This is a genomic window from Actinosynnema pretiosum (assembly GCF_002354875.1).
Classification (GTDB): domain Bacteria; phylum Actinomycetota; class Actinomycetes; order Mycobacteriales; family Pseudonocardiaceae; genus Actinosynnema; species Actinosynnema auranticum.
The window spans coordinates 5,766,127-5,781,396 of record NZ_CP023445.1; the positions used below are offsets into that span (position 1 = coordinate 5,766,127).

Annotated in this window: 13 protein-coding genes; 8 read left to right on the forward strand and 5 right to left on the reverse strand. The window is 74.9% G+C overall.

The features are described 5' to 3' along the window. The first annotated feature begins 26 nt into the window (after positions 1-26). Together CNX65_RS24360 and CNX65_RS24365 are read left to right on the forward strand one after the other, a co-directional pair. Positions 27-422, forward strand: coding sequence for a hypothetical protein (locus CNX65_RS24360; protein ID WP_096495849.1), 396 nt, complete (start codon positions 27-29; stop codon positions 420-422). A gap of 159 nt (positions 423-581) precedes the next feature. Next, positions 582-1,511, forward strand: a complete 930-nt coding sequence (locus CNX65_RS24365; protein ID WP_096497973.1) for an SDR family NAD(P)-dependent oxidoreductase — start codon at positions 582-584, stop codon at positions 1,509-1,511. 77 nt (positions 1,512-1,588) lie between these two features. On the opposite strand, the gene surE is transcribed toward CNX65_RS24365, so the two are convergent. The 3 genes from surE to CNX65_RS24380 all read right to left on the reverse strand — a co-directional run bounded on the left by surE (position 1,589) and on the right by CNX65_RS24380 (position 4,719). Further along, positions 1,589-2,320 (reverse strand): 5'/3'-nucleotidase SurE, encoded by a 732-nt coding sequence (gene surE / locus CNX65_RS24370; RefSeq protein ID WP_096495850.1) that lies wholly within the window; start codon positions 2,318-2,320, stop codon positions 1,589-1,591. Further along, positions 2,317-3,231, reverse strand: coding sequence for a 1-phosphofructokinase family hexose kinase (locus CNX65_RS24375; RefSeq protein WP_096495851.1), 915 nt, complete (start codon positions 3,229-3,231; stop codon positions 2,317-2,319). The genes surE and CNX65_RS24375 overlap by 4 nt, the downstream gene beginning before the upstream one ends. A 117-nt stretch (positions 3,232-3,348) precedes the next feature. Continuing rightward, positions 3,349-4,719, reverse strand: a complete 1,371-nt coding sequence (locus CNX65_RS24380; RefSeq protein WP_096495852.1) for a BNR repeat-containing protein — start codon at positions 4,717-4,719, stop codon at positions 3,349-3,351. 222 nt (positions 4,720-4,941) lie between these two features. On the opposite strand from CNX65_RS24380, the gene CNX65_RS24385 reads away from it, so the two are divergent. Next, positions 4,942-5,832 carry a G1 family glutamic endopeptidase gene (locus CNX65_RS24385; protein ID WP_096495853.1) on the forward strand — a complete coding sequence of 297 codons (891 nt, stop codon included), beginning with the start codon at positions 4,942-4,944 and terminating at the stop codon, positions 5,830-5,832. Positions 5,833-5,890: 58 nt separating this feature from the next. Here the strand turns inward: CNX65_RS24385 and CNX65_RS24390 are convergent, their stop codons facing one another. Next, complete coding sequence (locus tag CNX65_RS24390; protein WP_096497974.1) at positions 5,891-7,480, reverse strand: FAD-dependent oxidoreductase; 1,590 nt, start codon at positions 7,478-7,480, stop codon at positions 5,891-5,893. A gap of 175 nt (positions 7,481-7,655) precedes the next feature. On the opposite strand from CNX65_RS24390, the gene CNX65_RS24395 reads away from it, so the two are divergent. Next, entirely contained in the window at positions 7,656-8,471 is an 816-nt protein-coding gene (locus CNX65_RS24395; RefSeq protein WP_096495854.1) for a carotenoid biosynthesis protein, read from the forward strand. Next, entirely contained in the window at positions 8,468-9,625 is a 1,158-nt protein-coding gene (locus CNX65_RS24400) for a glycosyltransferase (protein ID WP_096497975.1), read from the forward strand. Before CNX65_RS24395 ends, CNX65_RS24400 begins: the two co-directional genes overlap by 4 nt. Here the strand turns inward: CNX65_RS24400 and CNX65_RS24405 are convergent. Beyond that, positions 9,569-10,207: a CDP-alcohol phosphatidyltransferase family protein gene (locus tag CNX65_RS24405; RefSeq protein WP_096495855.1), complete on the reverse strand. Its 639-nt coding sequence runs from the start codon at positions 10,205-10,207 to the stop codon at positions 9,569-9,571. The two genes, CNX65_RS24400 and CNX65_RS24405, sit on opposite strands and share 57 nt — an antisense overlap. 1,189 nt (positions 10,208-11,396) lie before the next feature. On the opposite strand from CNX65_RS24405, the gene CNX65_RS24415 reads away from it, so the two are divergent. From CNX65_RS24415 to CNX65_RS24425, 3 genes are all read left to right on the forward strand, one after another. Beyond that, positions 11,397-12,170: a YhjD/YihY/BrkB family envelope integrity protein gene (locus tag CNX65_RS24415; protein ID WP_157767829.1), complete on the forward strand. Its 774-nt coding sequence runs from the start codon at positions 11,397-11,399 to the stop codon at positions 12,168-12,170. A gap of 82 nt (positions 12,171-12,252) precedes the next feature. After that, positions 12,253-13,461 (forward strand): hypothetical protein, encoded by a 1,209-nt coding sequence (locus CNX65_RS24420; RefSeq protein ID WP_157767830.1) that lies wholly within the window; start codon positions 12,253-12,255, stop codon positions 13,459-13,461. Positions 13,462-13,665: 204 nt separating this feature from the next. After that, positions 13,666-14,604, forward strand: coding sequence for a M28 family metallopeptidase (locus tag CNX65_RS24425; RefSeq protein ID WP_096495858.1), 939 nt, complete (start codon positions 13,666-13,668; stop codon positions 14,602-14,604). Positions 14,605-15,270 lie beyond the last annotated feature (666 nt).

Genomic DNA, 15,270 nt, shown 5'->3' on the forward strand with positions numbered 1-15,270 from the left:
TCGGCGCCATCGACACAGGAGGGGTGATGGTCCAGAAAACGAACAGGCCGCCGAGGCGCACGCCGCAGGAGAAGAAGCGGTTGAGCTACGCCAAGGACGGCAGGAACACCTACGGCCAGAACGACAAGGCGTCGCGCCGCGGCGTCCGGCGCCGCAAGGCCACCGCGCACCGGGCCCACCGGCACAGCGCGGACCGGGTGCTGCGCGGCGCGCTAGGCCCCGTGGACGCCGAGCGCGCGGACCTGGTCGGCCAGGACGTGCAGTCCCTGCGCCGCAAGCCGTTCGCCAAGGCCCCGGACACCCCGCTGGGCGAGTTCGTGGAGGCCCGCCTGCGCCGGAGGGTGGCGCTGGGAATCGACGCCGAGGTGACCGCGCTGACCCGCATCGCCCACGTCCGAGGCCGCCGGGGCCTGGCGGCCTGACAGCACCGCGGGGGGCGCCCACGCGCCCCCTCGATCATCTTCCGGGCCTCGTCCGCCCGGCGCTTTCCCCCGAACCCCGCTGGTGGAGCTCCCGCTCCCGGCGGGGTTCTCCCGTTGGTGGTCGAGCGCGCGGGCGCGCGGGGCGGGATGATCCGGGGCATGTCGTGGCAGAGGTTCGTCGACACCGCGCTGGACCGGTCGCTGCTGGGCTACACGCGCGTGGGGTGCGCGGTCCGGCGGGCGTGGTGGCCCCCGGACGCGCCCGCCGGGGCGCTGGCGGGGCGGGTCGTCGTGGTGACCGGGGCCAAGGCCGGGCTCGGGTTCGCCACCGCGCTGGGGTTGGCGCGGTTGGGGGCGTCGCTGCGGCTGGTGGTGCGCGGTGACGGCGGGCGGGCGCGCGAGCTGATCAGGCGGGCCGTGCCGGGGGCCGACGTGAGCGTGGACCGGTGCGACGTGAGCCTGCTGTCCGAGGTGCGCGACCTCGCGGCGGGCCTGGGGCGGGTGGACGTGCTGGTGCACAACGCGGGCGTGATGCCGTCCGCGCGGACCGAGACGGCCGAGGGCAACGAGGTGATGCTGGCCACCCACGTGCTCGGCCCGCACCTGCTGACGTCCCTGCTGCGCGACCGGCTGCCGGTGGGCGCGCGGGTGATCTGGGTGGCGTCGGGCGGGATGTACGCGCAGCCGCTGGTCGTGGACGACCTGCAGTACGAGCGCGGGGAGTACCGGCCGACGACCGGGTACGCGCGCACCAAGCGGATGCAGGTGGTGCTGGCGCGGCTGTGGTCGCAGCGGCTGGACGGCGTCGCCGTGCACTCGACGCACCCCGGTTGGGCGAACACGGGCGGGGTGGCGACGGCGCTGCCGCGGTTCCACGCGGTGACCAGGCCGCTGCTGCGCTCGCCGGAGCGCGGGGCGGACACGGTCGTGTGGCTGGCGGCGGCGAAGGAGCCGGGGTGGAGCACGGGGTTGCTGTGGCACGACCGGGAGGTCCGGCCGCTGCACTACCTGCGGTCCACGTACGAGCGGTCGCAGCGGCCGGGCGGGTTGTGGGACGCGGTGGAGGCGTTGACGAGGTCGGCGGGGTAGCGGCCCCGGCCGGGACCGCAGCGCCGGGGCCCACCGCTCGGGCCCGTCCCGCGCCGCGGCACCGGACGGGCCCGAGCTCACCACCTGAGTTCCAGGTCCTCCCCCACCGACCGCAGCGGCGTCACCGTGGCCCTGCCCGCCACCAGCAGGGCCGCGTCGCTGCCCTCCGGCAGGTCGCCCGGCACGAGGACCGAGTTCACGTCGATCGTCCCCTCGTCCGCCCGCTTCACCCGCGTCTGCACCGACCCGAACTCCGCCAGCGTCGCCCGCACCGGCTCTCCGGGGTCGGCGACGTTCGGGGCGTTCACGTTCAGCACCGCCCCCGCCGGCAGGCCGGCGAGCACGTCGAACAGGCCCCGCGCCACCGTCACGGCCGAGTCCCACAGGTACTCGACCTCGCCCTCCAGCGGCACGTCCAGCGACACCGCCATGCCGCGCAGGTCGTTCACCGACGCCGTCAGCACCGCGCCCACCGTCCCCGAGTGCAGCACCGCGCGCCCGGTGTTGGCGCCCCGGTTGACCCCGGACAGCACCACGTCCGGCACCTCGCCGAACGCCCCCCGCGACGCCACCAGCGCGATGAGCCCCGGGTGCCCGGCGACCGCGTAGGCCTCGAAGCCGTCCAGGTCGCGCCGCTCCACGTGGATGCTCCGGTGGTCGCCCGCCGCCGTCAGGCCCGCGCTGGTGCCGCTGGCCTCCCGCTCCGGGGCGGCGATCAGCACCTCCCAGCCGTGCTCCCGCGCGCCCCGCGCCAGCGCCAGCAACCCCGGTGAGTCGATGCCGTCGTCGTTGGTGACCAGTGCCCTCATTCGCCCTCCACGACTCGCAGGTCCACGCGCGCGGCGAGCTCCTCCACCGCCTCGCCGCCGCCGGTGCCCAGACCGTGCCGGGTGACGTTCAGCGAACCGGCCGCCGCGCCCAGCCTCAAAGCCTCCTCCAGGTCGATGCCGAGCGCCAACCCGGCGGCCAGGCCCGCGGTCATCGAGTCACCACCGCCCTTGGTGTCCACAGTGGACAGTCCGGGCGCGGTGACCCGGAGCAGCCTCGACCCGATCAGCGCCAGCGTGGGCTCGGACGCGCGCGAGACGACGACGGCGCGGGCGCCGCACTCGGCGATCTCCCGCATCGCCGCGACCAGGTCCTCCTCGGCGTCCGACTTCGACCGGCCGTCCTCGACGAGCTCGTCGTGGCTGACCTTCACCACCGTCGGCCCGCCCTCCAGCGCCGCCGCGAGCCTGCCGCCGGACAGGTCGACCACCACGTCCCGCCCCTGGCCGCGCAGGTCGGCGGTGAGCCTGCGGTACACGTCGTCCGGCACCACGTCGTCGTTCGGCCCGCTGAGCACCGCGACCTCGGCGCGCAGGCACTCCACCAGCGCCAGCTCGTACAGGTCGTCCAGCTCGTGCCGGGAGAGGTGGTCGGCGGGCATCTCGACCAGCGACTCCCGCTCACCCGCCCGCCGGTCGTGCACGTACGCGCCGTTGCGCGCCGCCACGTCCAGCACCTTCAGCTCCACGCCCACCAGGTTGCGCAGCACCTCGCCGGTCTCCCCGCCGAGCGCCGCGATGAGCACGACCTCGGCCCCGAGCGAGGAGATCATCCTCGACTGCCACACGCCCTGCCCACCCGCGTGCAGGTGGATGTCCGGGGCGCCGTCCAGGTCTTCCACGGTCACGGTCAGCTGGGGAGAAGGCGCGAACACCGCCACGAGTTCCGTCACATCGGGCGGTTTACCCCGAAACGGACGTAGTACACGCGTGATTTTCCCAAAAGTCCGGTACGCCCGCGAGCGGGCGGGCCGGACCTTCAGGGAGCGCTCAGGGTCGACGCGGGCGCCTCACCCGAGCCGGAGGTCCGCCACCCGGATCGGCGACGGCGTCGTGCGCGTCGACTCCCGCTGGTACAGCACCGACAGCACCCCCTCCGACCGCACCCGCCCGACGTCAACGCACACCTCGCCGAACGCGCCGGGCAGCCCGTCGCGCACCAGCGCCCAGTCCGACCACCCGCTCGCCGCCGACGCGGAGACGATCCGCCCGCGCGGCATCAGCAGGTACGCGTTGTCCGCCCGGTCCAGCACGAGCCGGGTGCGCTGGGTGTGCCCCGGCACCACCGGCACCTCCCGCTTGACCCACCCGGAACCGCGCCGCACCAGGTGGAACACCCGCCCGTGCTGGGCCCGCCGCCTCGGGTAGTCCTCGACCACCCCGGTGAACCGCTCGGGCACGTGGCTGATCACCACGTGCGGGGCGCCGGAGGAGTCGACCGCCTGCGACTCCTGGTTCATCAGCCCCCGGTCCGGCCCGACCCGGTCGACCAGCACGCCCGGCGAGGCGATGCCGATCGGCGCGCCCCCGGTCGTGCCGACGACCGCGCCCCCGGCGTTGCGCCAGGTGCGGCCCCGGTCGTCGCTGAACGCGTACCCGGTGTCGTGGTTGGCCAGCCCGCCCGGCGCGCCCGCGACGCCGACGACGCCCTCGCGCCAGGTGAACGCCGCGTGCAGCCTCCCGCGCAGGTCGTAGGTCAGGCCGTGCAGGTAGGCGTTGCGGGTCCCGGACACCACGCCGTTCGGCGCGGTGTACTCGCCGGTCGCCGACGTCCACGCGCCCAGCGCCCGCCACCGGCCGTCGCGCAGCTCCGCCAGCTCCTGGGCGCCGTAGCCGGAGCGGCCGGTGCGGTAGGAGAACTGGAGCGCGCCGTCCGGCGCGGTCAGGAACGCCGGGTAGGTCATCGGTCCCAGCTCCAGGCCGCCGAGGGTGCGGCGGACCGGGCCGAACAGGCCCGCCGACCACTCGTGGTCGCCCGGCCGGGCGGTCAGGCCCGGCACGGACTCGGTGTGGTGCAGGCGGGTGTTGTGGCAGTCCATGGCCACGTGCAGCGCGCCGGTGGCGCGCGAGACGCCCAGGGAGATCACGTTGTGCGAGTCGTCGGCGGTGAGCCGGTGCGGCAGGACGGCGGTGCGCCACGGGCCGCCCAGCGCGCGGCGGGCGACCACCGCCTCGCGCGTGGAGGTGTACCAGGCCGCGTACTGGTGGCCGTGCGCGGTGAGGATCGCGTCCTGCTGGAACGAGTTGTTGTTGACCAGCCCCTCGTAGGTCACCGAGTACAGGGCGGCGGGGTCGAGCTCGGTGTCCGACAGCAGCGCCGCGCCCGGCGCCGCCGGGGCGGCGGGCGCGAGGGCGAGCGGGGTGTGAAAGCGATTTCCCATCGGGACTTCCTTGTCCTAGGCCAACGCCACCATCCTGCCGCCACGCGGGTGGATCGGGTACGGGCCGGATGGTCGCATCCGGGGTGCTCCGGGGGCAGTCGGACGCGGCCGTCCGGTGGAAGCGGGCGCGCGCGGCTAGAGTTGCCGATCACCGCCGCACACCGGTCGGCGGCGCCCCGCGCGGTGTCGGGCCGGGCCACCGCGAGGCCGGGAGGAGCCCCGATGTCCACGCCGTTCGAGGCGGCCGAGGTCCAGGCCGGAGCGGCGGAGCCGCGCGAGCACCCCCCGCTGCGGGTGGGGGCGGAGGGGTCGGCCCTGGGGTGGGCGCAGGACCCGGCCGTGCCACCGGGCGGGCCGCGGGTCGCGCCCGAGGCGCCCGCGCCGCCCCCTCCGCTCGCCGAGGCCGCGCTGCCCGGCACCGAGGCCGGGTCGTCCACCAACTGGGCCGGGTACGTGCTCAGGGGCGCGCCGGGCACGTTCCGGTCGGTCTCCGCGACCTGGACCGTGCCGCACCCGCACTCCCGGCCCGGCGTCGGCGACTACTACACGCAGTGCGCGGTGTGGGTGGGCCTGGACGGCGCGCACCCCGGCGCCGGGCACCTGGCGCAGGTCGGGGTGGACGTCAACGACCTGGGCGGCGAGCGCGAGTACCAGCTGTGGTGGGAGCTGGAGACCGGCGGGGTGGGCGCGGCCCCGATCCCGCACCCGGTGCGCGCGGGCGACGAGCTGCGGGCCGGGGTGGCGCACCTGTTCGGCGGCACGTTCGCGATCTCCGTGGAGTGCCGCGCCGCGGGCTGGGCCTACCGGCGGCGGCACAGCTACCCGCCGGGCACGCCCGCGCCGCCGCTGGGCAGCGCGGAGGTGATCGTGGAGGCCCCGATGTTCCGGGGCGTCACGGGAATGCTGACGGACTTCGGGTCGGTGGAGTTCCTGGACGTGGTGGTGAACGACCTGCCGCTGTCCGGGTTCGCGGGCGCGGCGACGCGGTACGACCTGGTGGACGGGGTCGAGCTGCTCGCGGAGACCGGGCCGCTCGGGGACGGGTTCGGGGTGTACTGGCGCGGGTACGGGCGGCCAAGGCGCGCGCTCGGCGGACAGGTGTGGGAGGGGTGAGCGGGGGCGGGTGAGCGGTCCGCCCACCTGCCCCCGAGCACCCGCCCCCGAGCACCCGCTAGCGCACCTTCGGCGCCCGCGCGGCGGCCTTGCGCAGCAGCGGCGAGCGGCCCCGGTTCGGCACCGACCACAGGTCGTGCCCCTGCACGCCCCAGTGCCCCAGCAGCGCGTTCGCGGCCAGGAAACCGCTGGTCGCCGCCCGTTCCATCAGCGCGACCGGCAGGTCCACCCGCACCAGGTCGCCCGCCACCACCACGGTCGGGTCGGTGGTGGTCACGGTCGGCCGGTCGCCGAAGGTCCCCGGCGCGAACAGCGGGCAGTCCTGACCCACCACGTGCTCCACGTGCTCGACCCGCGCCCCCGCGAGCTCCGGGAACACGCCCTCGGCCTCGGCGAGCAGCCGCGCCGCCACCTCCGCCCTCCCCGCCTCGGTCGCCACCTCGGCCTCGTCGACGGCGTAGGCGTGCAGCTCCACCACGGACCCGCCGGTCCGCTCCCGCCACGCCCGCGCGGGCTCCTCGAACAGGTCCAGCACGCTGATGTTGTCCAGCAGCCGGAACCCGCTGGTGCCCAGGAACGGCGGCCGGTCCACGCGGGCCGGGCGGTCGAGCCAGTAGCGGGACACCAGGAACGGCGGGGCCGTGCGCAGCGAGCCGACCTTGGTGCGCCAGGCGGCGTCGGCCAGCTCCGGCGAGGCGCCGACCACCGAGCGCAGGCCGGGCACGTCCGCCGCCAGCACCACCGCGTCGACCTCGTCCGCCGCCCCGCCCGCCACGACCCGGTGGCCCGAGCCGGTCCGGTCCACCCGCTCCACCGCGCTGCCGGTGCGCACCTGCGCGCCGAGGGCCTCCAGGTGGCGCCGCAGCGGCTCCCACAGCGCCTCCGGGTACGGCGCGTCCGGGACGTCGAACAGCAGGCCCTCGCTGGAGCCGAGGAAGTAGATGTGGAACATCGTCACCAGCTCGGCCGCCGACAGCCGCGACGGGTGCGCGAAGAAGCTGCGCGAGAACACCTCGAACGCCAGGTGCCTCGCCGCGTCCGGGAAGCCGATGCGGCGCAGGAACGTGTCCGCGTCGACCCCGTCCAGGTCGGCGTAGGTCCCCGGCACGCTCACGTCGAACAGGGCGGAGGCGGCGGCGCCGTTCATCCGGACCAGGTCGCGCAGGCCGAACGCGGGGCTGCGCAGCACGAACCCGGCGACGTTCCACGGCGGGGTCAGCGGGAGGCCCTCGAAGCTCTCGCGGGTGCCGTTGGCGTGCACGAGCGGGTAGTCGGCGACCGGGCGCAGCCTGTCGAGGCCGGGGTCGACGCGGCGCAGCAGGGCGCGCAGGTTGTAGTACTGGCGGAAGAACGCGTGGAAACCCCTGGTCATCACCTCGCCGTTGCCGCTCTCCCAGCCGCGCAGCCTGCCGCCGAGGTCCTCGCGCGCCTCGTGCAGCACCACCCGCGCGCCCCGCTCGGCCAGCGCGACCGCCGCCGCGACGCCCGCGATGCCGCCGCCCACGACGGCGACCTTCGGGCCGTCGCCCTCGGCGCGGGGCCGACCGGGCCGGGCGGGCAGCAGGACCGCCTCGCGGTCACGACCCGGACGTGACGGGGTGTGCTCGGGTGACGGTGAGACGGAGGACCTCGGGGTGCTGACGACCATGCCGGTGATCGTGGCACCGAGATCACCGGTCCGCTCGCTGAGCAGGGCGGGCTTCTTGGGCGGCAAGGGTTTCGCCAGCGCGGCGCGGGGCCGTCGGGGTGGCCCGCGCCACGCGCGGCGAACACCGGGCACGCTCATCAAGCGCGATCGGGGTACCGCTTTTAGGGTCCCTTTTGTGCCATCCTCGCTGCTCTCCCGATCTTCCGCGCGCGTGCTCCCCCTGGCGGCCTGGCTGTGCGGTTCGGGCGTCGTGCTGGCCCAGATCCTCTACGCGGTCACCGACCCGGCCGACCGGTTGCCGCTGACGATCACCTCGGTGGCGCTGTTCTGCGCCGCGTCGCTGCTGGACGCGGCGTCCCGGTTCGGGGCGCGCGCGGCGGGGCTGCTGGCGGTGGTCGCGGGCGGTGGCGGGCTGGTCGCGGAGGCGGTCGGGCTGCGCACCGGCGTGCCGTTCGGGGACTACGGGTACACCGGCACGCTCGGCCTGGAGGTGCTGGACGTGCCGGTGGTGGTGCCGATGGCGTGGGTGATGATGGCCTGGCCGTCGGTGCTGGTCGGGCGGGCGCTCGCGGAGCGGGTGCGGTGGGGCGGGGCCGCGGGCTGGGCGGCGGCGCCGCTGGCCGCGTGGGCGCTGGCGTCGTGGGACGTGTTCCTCGACCCGCAGATGGTCGACGCCGGGCACTGGCGGTGGGCCGACCCGGAGCCCGCGCTGCCGGGCGTGGAGGGCATCCCGCTGACCAACTTCGCCGGGTGGCTGCTGGTGTCGCTGCTGATCACCGGCGCGCTGCACCGGCTGCTCGGGCCGCGCGCCGAGCGCGAGACCGACCTGGTCCTCGGGCCCGCGCCGGTGCTGTACCTGTGGACGTACGGGTCGTCGGTGTGGGCGCACGCGGCGTTCTTCGGCAGGCCGTGGGTGTCGCTGGTCGGCGGGGTGCTGATGGGCCTGGTTGCGGCGCCGTTCGCCCGCGCGCTGTGGCGGGGGCGGCGGTGAGCCGGGTGCTGCGGGCGGCGGTGGCGGCGGCGAGCGCGGGGGCCGTGCTCGGGGCGGTGCACTCGGCGGTGAACGCGCGCCTGCTGCGCTCCCCGCGCGCGGACCCGCCGCCGTGCTCGGAGCCGGTGTCGGTGCTGGTGCCCGCGCGCGACGAGGCGCACCGGATCGCGGCGACGATCCGGTCGCTGCTGGCGCAGCGCGGGGTGCCGGACCTGGAGGTCCTGGTGCTGGACGACGGGTCGACCGACGGCACGGCGGACGTGGTGCGCGAGGCGGCGGGCGGGGACGCGCGGCTGCGGGTGCTGACGGGCGCGCCACCGGTGTTCGGGGTGCCGGGGAAGGCGAACGCCTGCGCGCAGCTGGCCGAGGCGGCGCGCGGGCGGGTGCTGGTGCTGGTGGACGCGGACGTGGTGCTGGCCCCGGACGCCGTGGCCGCGTCGGTGGACCTGCTGCGGTCGACCGGGCTGGACCTGGTGTCGCCCTTCCCCCGGCAGCTCGCGGACGACGCGGCGACGCGGTTGGTGCAGCCGCTGCTCCAGTGGTCGTGGCTGGTGTTCCTGCCGCTGCGGGTCGCGGAGCGGTCGGCGCGGGGGTCGTTGAGCGCGGCGTGCGGGCAGTTCCTGGTGGTGGACGCGGGGGCGTTGGCGCGGTGCGGCGGGTTCGCGGCGGTGGGCGGGGAGGTGCTGGACGACATCGCGCTGGTGCGGGCGGTGAAGCGGTCCGGGGGGCGCGGGGTGGTCGTGGACGGGAGCCGGATCGCCGAGTGCCGGATGTACCGGGGGTGGGGCGAGGTGGCGGAGGGGTACGGGAAGTCGCTGTGGGCGATGGGCGGGTCGCCCTGGGGGTCGGTGGGGCTGGCGGGGGTGCTGGCGTGGCTGTTCGTGCTGCCCGCCGTGGCCGCGGTCCTGGGGTCGCGGGTGGGGTTGGCGGGGTACGCGGCGGGGGTGGCCGGGCGGGTGGTGGCGGCCCGGCGGACCGGCGGGCGGGCGTGGCCGGACCCGCTCGCCCACCCGGTGTCGGTGGGGGCGCTGGTGGTGCTGATCGGGCGGTCGGTGCGGGGGCGGGCGCGGGGGACGCTGACGTGGAAGGGCAGGCCGCTACTGGCGGAGGGCGCGGGTGAGCGCGACGGCGAGGTGGGCGCCGCCGATCGCTGAGATCGCGGCCCAGAGCCAGAGGCAGAGGGCGCCCCAGGACCAGCCGAACCAGGGGGCGCCGTCGGGCCAGATGCCTGCGCCCAGGCAGGCGACGGCGACGACGACGACGCGGGTGGGGCGCTCGGCGATGGTGACGGCGGCTGCGCCGGTGAGGCCCACGCCTTGGGCGCGGGCTCGGGCGTACTCGTGGAGGAGGAGGGCGGCGCCCACCGCGGTGGCCAGGCGTTCGGGGGCGCCCAGGAGGACCAGGACGGCCAGGAGGCAGAGGTCGGAGAGGCGGTCGGCCACCGCGTCCACGACGGCGCCCAGGGGGCGGACTTTGCCGGTGCGGATGGCCACGGCGCCGTCGAGGCCGTCCAGGAGGCCTGCGGCGGTGAGGAGCAGGAGGGCCAGGAGGGGCCAGTGGTGACCGGCTGCTGCGGCGGGGAGGGCGGCGGCGGTGGTGAGGACGCCTGCGGCGGAGAGGAGGTCCGGGGGGACTTGGTCCAGGTGGGGGGCCAGGCGGTGGACGAGGGTGATCCAGGCGGTGGCCAGGCGGCTGTGGGAGACGTCTTGGGCGTGGACCTGGGACCAGGCTTGCACGGGGGTGGGGTTTGGGGTGGGGGTGGGGGGTGGGGGCTGGGTCACGGGGCAACGTTATTCGGCGGGTGGGGGTTGGGCAGAACGGCGGAGGATGGGGGTTGGGCAGAGCGGTGGGGGTGGGGTGGCTGGGGTGGGGTGGGGCGTTGGACGGGTGGTTGAACGGTCCGTTCAACCAAGGGTGAACGGACCGTTCAACCGCCGTCGGGTGGAGCGCCCCACGGACAAGGACGGCTGCCAAGGCCAGCGGCCGGTTGAACGGACCGTTCAACCGGGGATGAACGGTCCGTTCACCTGCAAACGAACCGACCGCTCCCCTAGGGGAGGACGAACGGACCACCCACCTCCAGATGAACGGACCGTCTACCTCCAGGTGAACGGACCGCCCACCTCCAGGTGAACGGACCGCTCATCTCCAGATGAACGGTCCGTTCACCTGGAAACGAACGGACCGCTCAGTCACCAGCCAAGCGAAGCCGCAGGCAAGCAGGGATGGACCGCAGATCCATCAGTCAGTTGAACGGTCCGTTCAACGAGGGTTGAACGGACCGTTCAACCGCCGCCAGCGAACGAGGGGTGAACGGACCGTTCAACCGCCGCCGGCGAGCTGAGGCGCAGATAGGTGCGGCAAGCAGGACCAGCAACCGGTTGAACGGTCCGTTCAACCGAGAACAGACGGACCGTTCAACGGAGAACAGATGGACCGTTCAACCGCCACAGGTTGGGACACGCCACAAGCAGGGATGGCGACCAGGATCAGTGGCAAGGTGAACGGACCGTTCAACCGGGAGTGAACGGACCGTTCAACCAGCACAAGCCGAGATATGCGGCAGACAGGAGCAGCAGGCGGAGTTAGTGGTCGGTTGAACGGTCCGTTCAACCGGAGGTGGAGTTGAACGGACCGTTCAACCAAGGGTGAGTGGGCCGTTCACTGGCCGTTAGAGCAGAAGCGCCGCTACCGGCCGTTAGGGCAGAAGCGCCGCTACCGGCCAGGGCTTGGGATCGGTGCAGCGGGTTTGCACGGGGCAGGGCCGGCGCGTGGCAACCAGCGCAGGGCTGAGCGGTGGAGTTCAGCCCACTCGCCGGTGTTCAACAGTGTGTTCTGGGCTGTGGAGGGTAGGTGGGCCGGGTGGATGTGGTTCGGGGGGTTCTGGGGTTCGGGGTTGCCGTCGTTCGGCACGCCCTTCGGGCCTTGCGGGGGCGGGACATCGCGCTTTGGGGGGCCGGGACCGCGTTCTTCACCGCCTTGGGCCTGGTGCCCGCCCTGCTGCTCGCCCTGCGCGGGGTCGGGGTGCTGTTCGGGGACGAGCTGGTCGTCGAGAACCTCCGCCTGCTCGGCGAGGCGCTGCCCGCCGCGCAACCCGCCGGGGGCGCGTTGCGCGCCCTGGGGCACGCCGCCCTGACCGCCTCCTGGCCCGCCCTGCTGTCCGCGCTCCTCGCCGCCTGCCTGTGCGGCGAAGGGCTCCGGCGGGGGTTCGTGCAGGTCGCCGGACTGCCCTCCAGCGGCCGGACCGGGTGGTTGGGGCGGCTCGGGTTCCTGCCCGCCCTGGTCGCCTCGCCGTTGTTGCTGGCGCTCGCCCTCGCCCTCGCGCCGCAGATAGCCCCGGACTACCAAGCAGGCGGGTGGGCAGCCGCCCGCGGCGTGCTCGTCTCGTTCCACCTGGTCTGGGTGCTGCTCGCGGTCGTGCTGCTGCCGGTGCTCGTCACCACCGGGCCCAACGCGCTGGACGCCCGGACCACCGCCGCGGGCGCGATCTCGACCGCCGCCGTGCTCGCGGGGTTCCTCCACGGGTTCGTGCTGTTCCTCGCCATCCCCGTCGACTGGGCGTTCCCGTTCGCCGGCCTCCGCGGCCCCGCCGTCGTCGGCGCCCTCGGGCTCTGGCTCTACCTCCTCCACATCGTCCTGCTGCTCTGCTACCGCCTCCTCCTCAGCGCCCGCTCCCTCCGCTCCCCCACCACCGGGTGACCCTCTTCCCGGCGACCCACCGTCACACCCCCCACCCCTCGAACGACCCACCAGGGGACCACTAGGACGGGGAGGTCGGGTCGTGGAACGAGAACGGGTCGTGGTGCGTGAGCGCAGGACTGGGGCGCGGCCTCCCACGACGTCCGACGTCGCGGTGATCGCGGGCTTGGCCGACCCGGTCCTGCGCAACGTCCTGATCACCCACTGCTACCACCGCCTCTCGACCGCGCTCGCCGCGCTCACCGGCGGCTCGCCCAACTGGTGCGCGTTCGCCGTGTGGGCGTCCAAGCAGGTCGGGCAGACCATCCGCCGGGAGGATCCCCAGCGCGCGCTGGAGCGGCTGCTGTCCACCCCGCAGACCGGGGCCGCCGTCGGCGCGGTCGCGCTGGCGCTGCGGGTCGCGTTCCCCCGCCGGGCGCTGGACGACGCCGAACGGCTGGTACGGGAGGTCGTCGTGGCCACCGCGCGGTTGGACGCGGCGAGCGAGGCCGCCGCGCGCGGCAACCTCAAGGTGTTCGCCGAGATCGGCCACGAGTTCGCCCGGTTCCTGGCGAAGTTCGGCGAGCCGTCGGACCTGCCCGACGAGCAGCGGATCGCCGCCTTCCGCGCGGCGCTGCGGCCCGGTGAGCCGCCCGAGGGGCAGTACTACCTGCGGCAGGCCTTCACCCACTACCTGCGGGCCATGCGCGCCACCGACCCGAAGGCGCGGGCCGAGTCGCTGCTGCTGGCCAACGTCGAGGTGGGCCTGCACGAGCAGACCCGCCTGCAACCGGAGATCACGGCCGCCCTGGACGCCCCGTTCGGGGGCGCGGCCGAGCTGGAGCGCCGGTTGCTCGAGGCGCTGCTGCCGGGGAACCGGCTGGTCCGCTGGCTGCGGGTGGCGCTCGCGGCGCTGCTCGGCAGGCGCGGACCGCTGCGCGCCGCGACCGCCCGCCTCGCCGACGCCGCGCGCGCCGCGACCCGCCGGGTGGTCACCGCGCAGCTCATGCGCATGGCCCTGCCCGACGGGACGGCGCTGAGCCTGGGCGAGGACCTGCGCGGCGGGTTCCCGGCGGAGCTGGCGCGCCTGGCGGACCCCGAGCTGCTGGCGCTGCTGCGCGTGGTGGACCCGACCGAGGACAGCCTGGTGGGCACGGGCGCGCGCGACTGGGCGGACCTGGCCGACCGGATGCACTGCATCGCCGACCTGTTCCGCTGCCAGGCGCAGCGCTCGGACCTGCTGTCGCCGCCGTTCACCGACGCGCAGGTCGCCGCCGCCCAGAGCGGGGTGCTGCCGGACGGCAGGCTCTGAGGTACCAACTTCGACTGACACTGAAGGAATAGTTGGAATAACGCCACGTGGACCGGGAGGAATTACCGGAGAAACCGCTTCCCCGCCAAGAAGATCCGGTGCAGCCGCACTGCACCGAACGTGCCACGACGAACGTCGCTGGCGCCCACCGACGCGCAGCCACCACGCTGGGTCACGGCCATCCCCAACCCTGCGGAGGAGCCCGTGCCCTTCACGAAGACCGCGCTCGCGGCGACCACCCTGCTCGCCGTCGCGCTCGTGCCCGCCCAGGCGGTCGCGTCCCCCACCGCGTCAGCGGCGCCCGACATCTCGCTCTCGAACGTCCAGTCGCACCTGAGCACCCTGCAGTCCATCGCCACCGCCAACGGCGGCAACCGCGCCCACGGCCGCGCCGGCTACAAGGCCTCGGTCGACCACCTGAAGTCCCGCCTCGACGCGGCCGGTTACACCACGGCCGTGCAGCAGTTCACCTCGAACGGCGCCGTGGGCTACAACCTCACCGCCGACTGGCCGGGCGGCGACGCCAACAACACGATCATGCTCGGCGGGCACCTGGACAGCGTCACCGCCGGTCCCGGCATCAACGACAACGGCTCCGGCTCGGCAGGCCTGCTGGAGGTCGCGCTGACCGCGGCGCGCACGAACTTCGCGCCCACCAAGCACATCCGGTTCGCCTGGTGGGGCGCGGAGGAGCTGGGCCTGGTCGGCTCGACCTACTACGTCAACAACCTGCCGTCGGCCGAGCGCTCGCGCATCAAGGCGTACCTGAACTTCGACATGATCGGCTCGCCGAACCCCGGTTACTTCGTGTACAGCGCCAGCGGGCAGCCCTCGGGCTCGCTGGCGCTCCAGCAGCTCCTGCAGTCGGCGTTCAGCGGCGTGGTGGCCACCGAGCTGACCTCGGTGGGCGGGCGCAGCGACCACGCGGCGTTCGCCCGCTCGGGCATCCCGGTGGGCGGGCTGTTCACCGGCGCCGAGGTCACCAAGACCGCGGCGCAGGCGCAGAAGTGGGGCGGCACGGCGGGCGTGGCGTTCGACCGCTGCTACCACCGCTCCTGCGACACCACGGCGAACATCAACGCCACGGCGCTGGACCGCAACGCGGACGCGATCGCGTTCGCGCTGTGGAGCCTGGCCGCCTGACGCTCAGGGCGCACCCCGCCGCGCCACCCGCCCCCGGAACCTCCCCCGGTTCCGGGGGCGGGCCTCGTGCGGGGGGACGAGGTCAGGCGAAGGAACCGAACCAGCCGAGTGGCGGCACGGGGCCAGGTGCGGCGGTTCGCGGTCTCGCACTGCCGCGCGGCGCGGGAGCAGGGTCCCGGCGGTCGAGGACAGCATCGCCGCCAGCGGGAGGGCGAGCGCCGCGAGCGCGACCCCGGCGCCGAGGTCGCCCAGCGCGGTCAGCGCGACGCCGGTGGCATTGAGCGCCAGACCGAGCAGGTGCGCGGGGGCGGGGGCGGCGGCCGTCGAGCAGGACGGCGACGGCGACCACCCGGCGGTGCCCGCGGTGCGGGCGGAGAGGGCGTGGAGGCGGGCGCTGTTCGTCGCACTCGCGGGTGACCCCGGACCGGGGGCCCACCCGCACCCGGTCCACGGGGGGACCCTGGTCGCGCTGACGGTGGGCGGCGACCCGGAGGCGGTGGCGGAGGGCAGGCGCGCGGTCCGCCTCGCCCCGGGGGGCCGGGCGCGGCGCGGGTTCCGCGTAAAACATCTCCGCATTTTTCGGATTTCCCCTCCCGTTATTCACAGAAGCGTGGGATCACATTTCCGGGCGATGATTGTCACCCCCTGCGGAATATCCACTCTTTC

Coding starts and splice junctions, on each gene's coding strand:
- CNX65_RS24360 (WP_096495849.1), top strand. CDS start 27: ATGGTCCAGAAAACGAACAGGCCGCCGAGGCGCACGCCGCAGGAGAAG.
- CNX65_RS24365 (WP_096497973.1), top strand. CDS start 582: ATGTCGTGGCAGAGGTTCGTCGACACCGCGCTGGACCGGTCGCTGCTG.
- surE (WP_096495850.1), bottom strand. CDS start 2,320: ATGAGGGCACTGGTCACCAACGACGACGGCATCGACTCACCGGGGTTG.
- CNX65_RS24380 (WP_096495852.1), bottom strand. CDS start 4,719: ATGGGAAATCGCTTTCACACCCCGCTCGCCCTCGCGCCCGCCGCCCCG.
- CNX65_RS24385 (WP_096495853.1), top strand. CDS start 4,942: ATGTCCACGCCGTTCGAGGCGGCCGAGGTCCAGGCCGGAGCGGCGGAG.
- CNX65_RS24390 (WP_096497974.1), bottom strand. CDS start 7,480: ATGGTCGTCAGCACCCCGAGGTCCTCCGTCTCACCGTCACCCGAGCAC.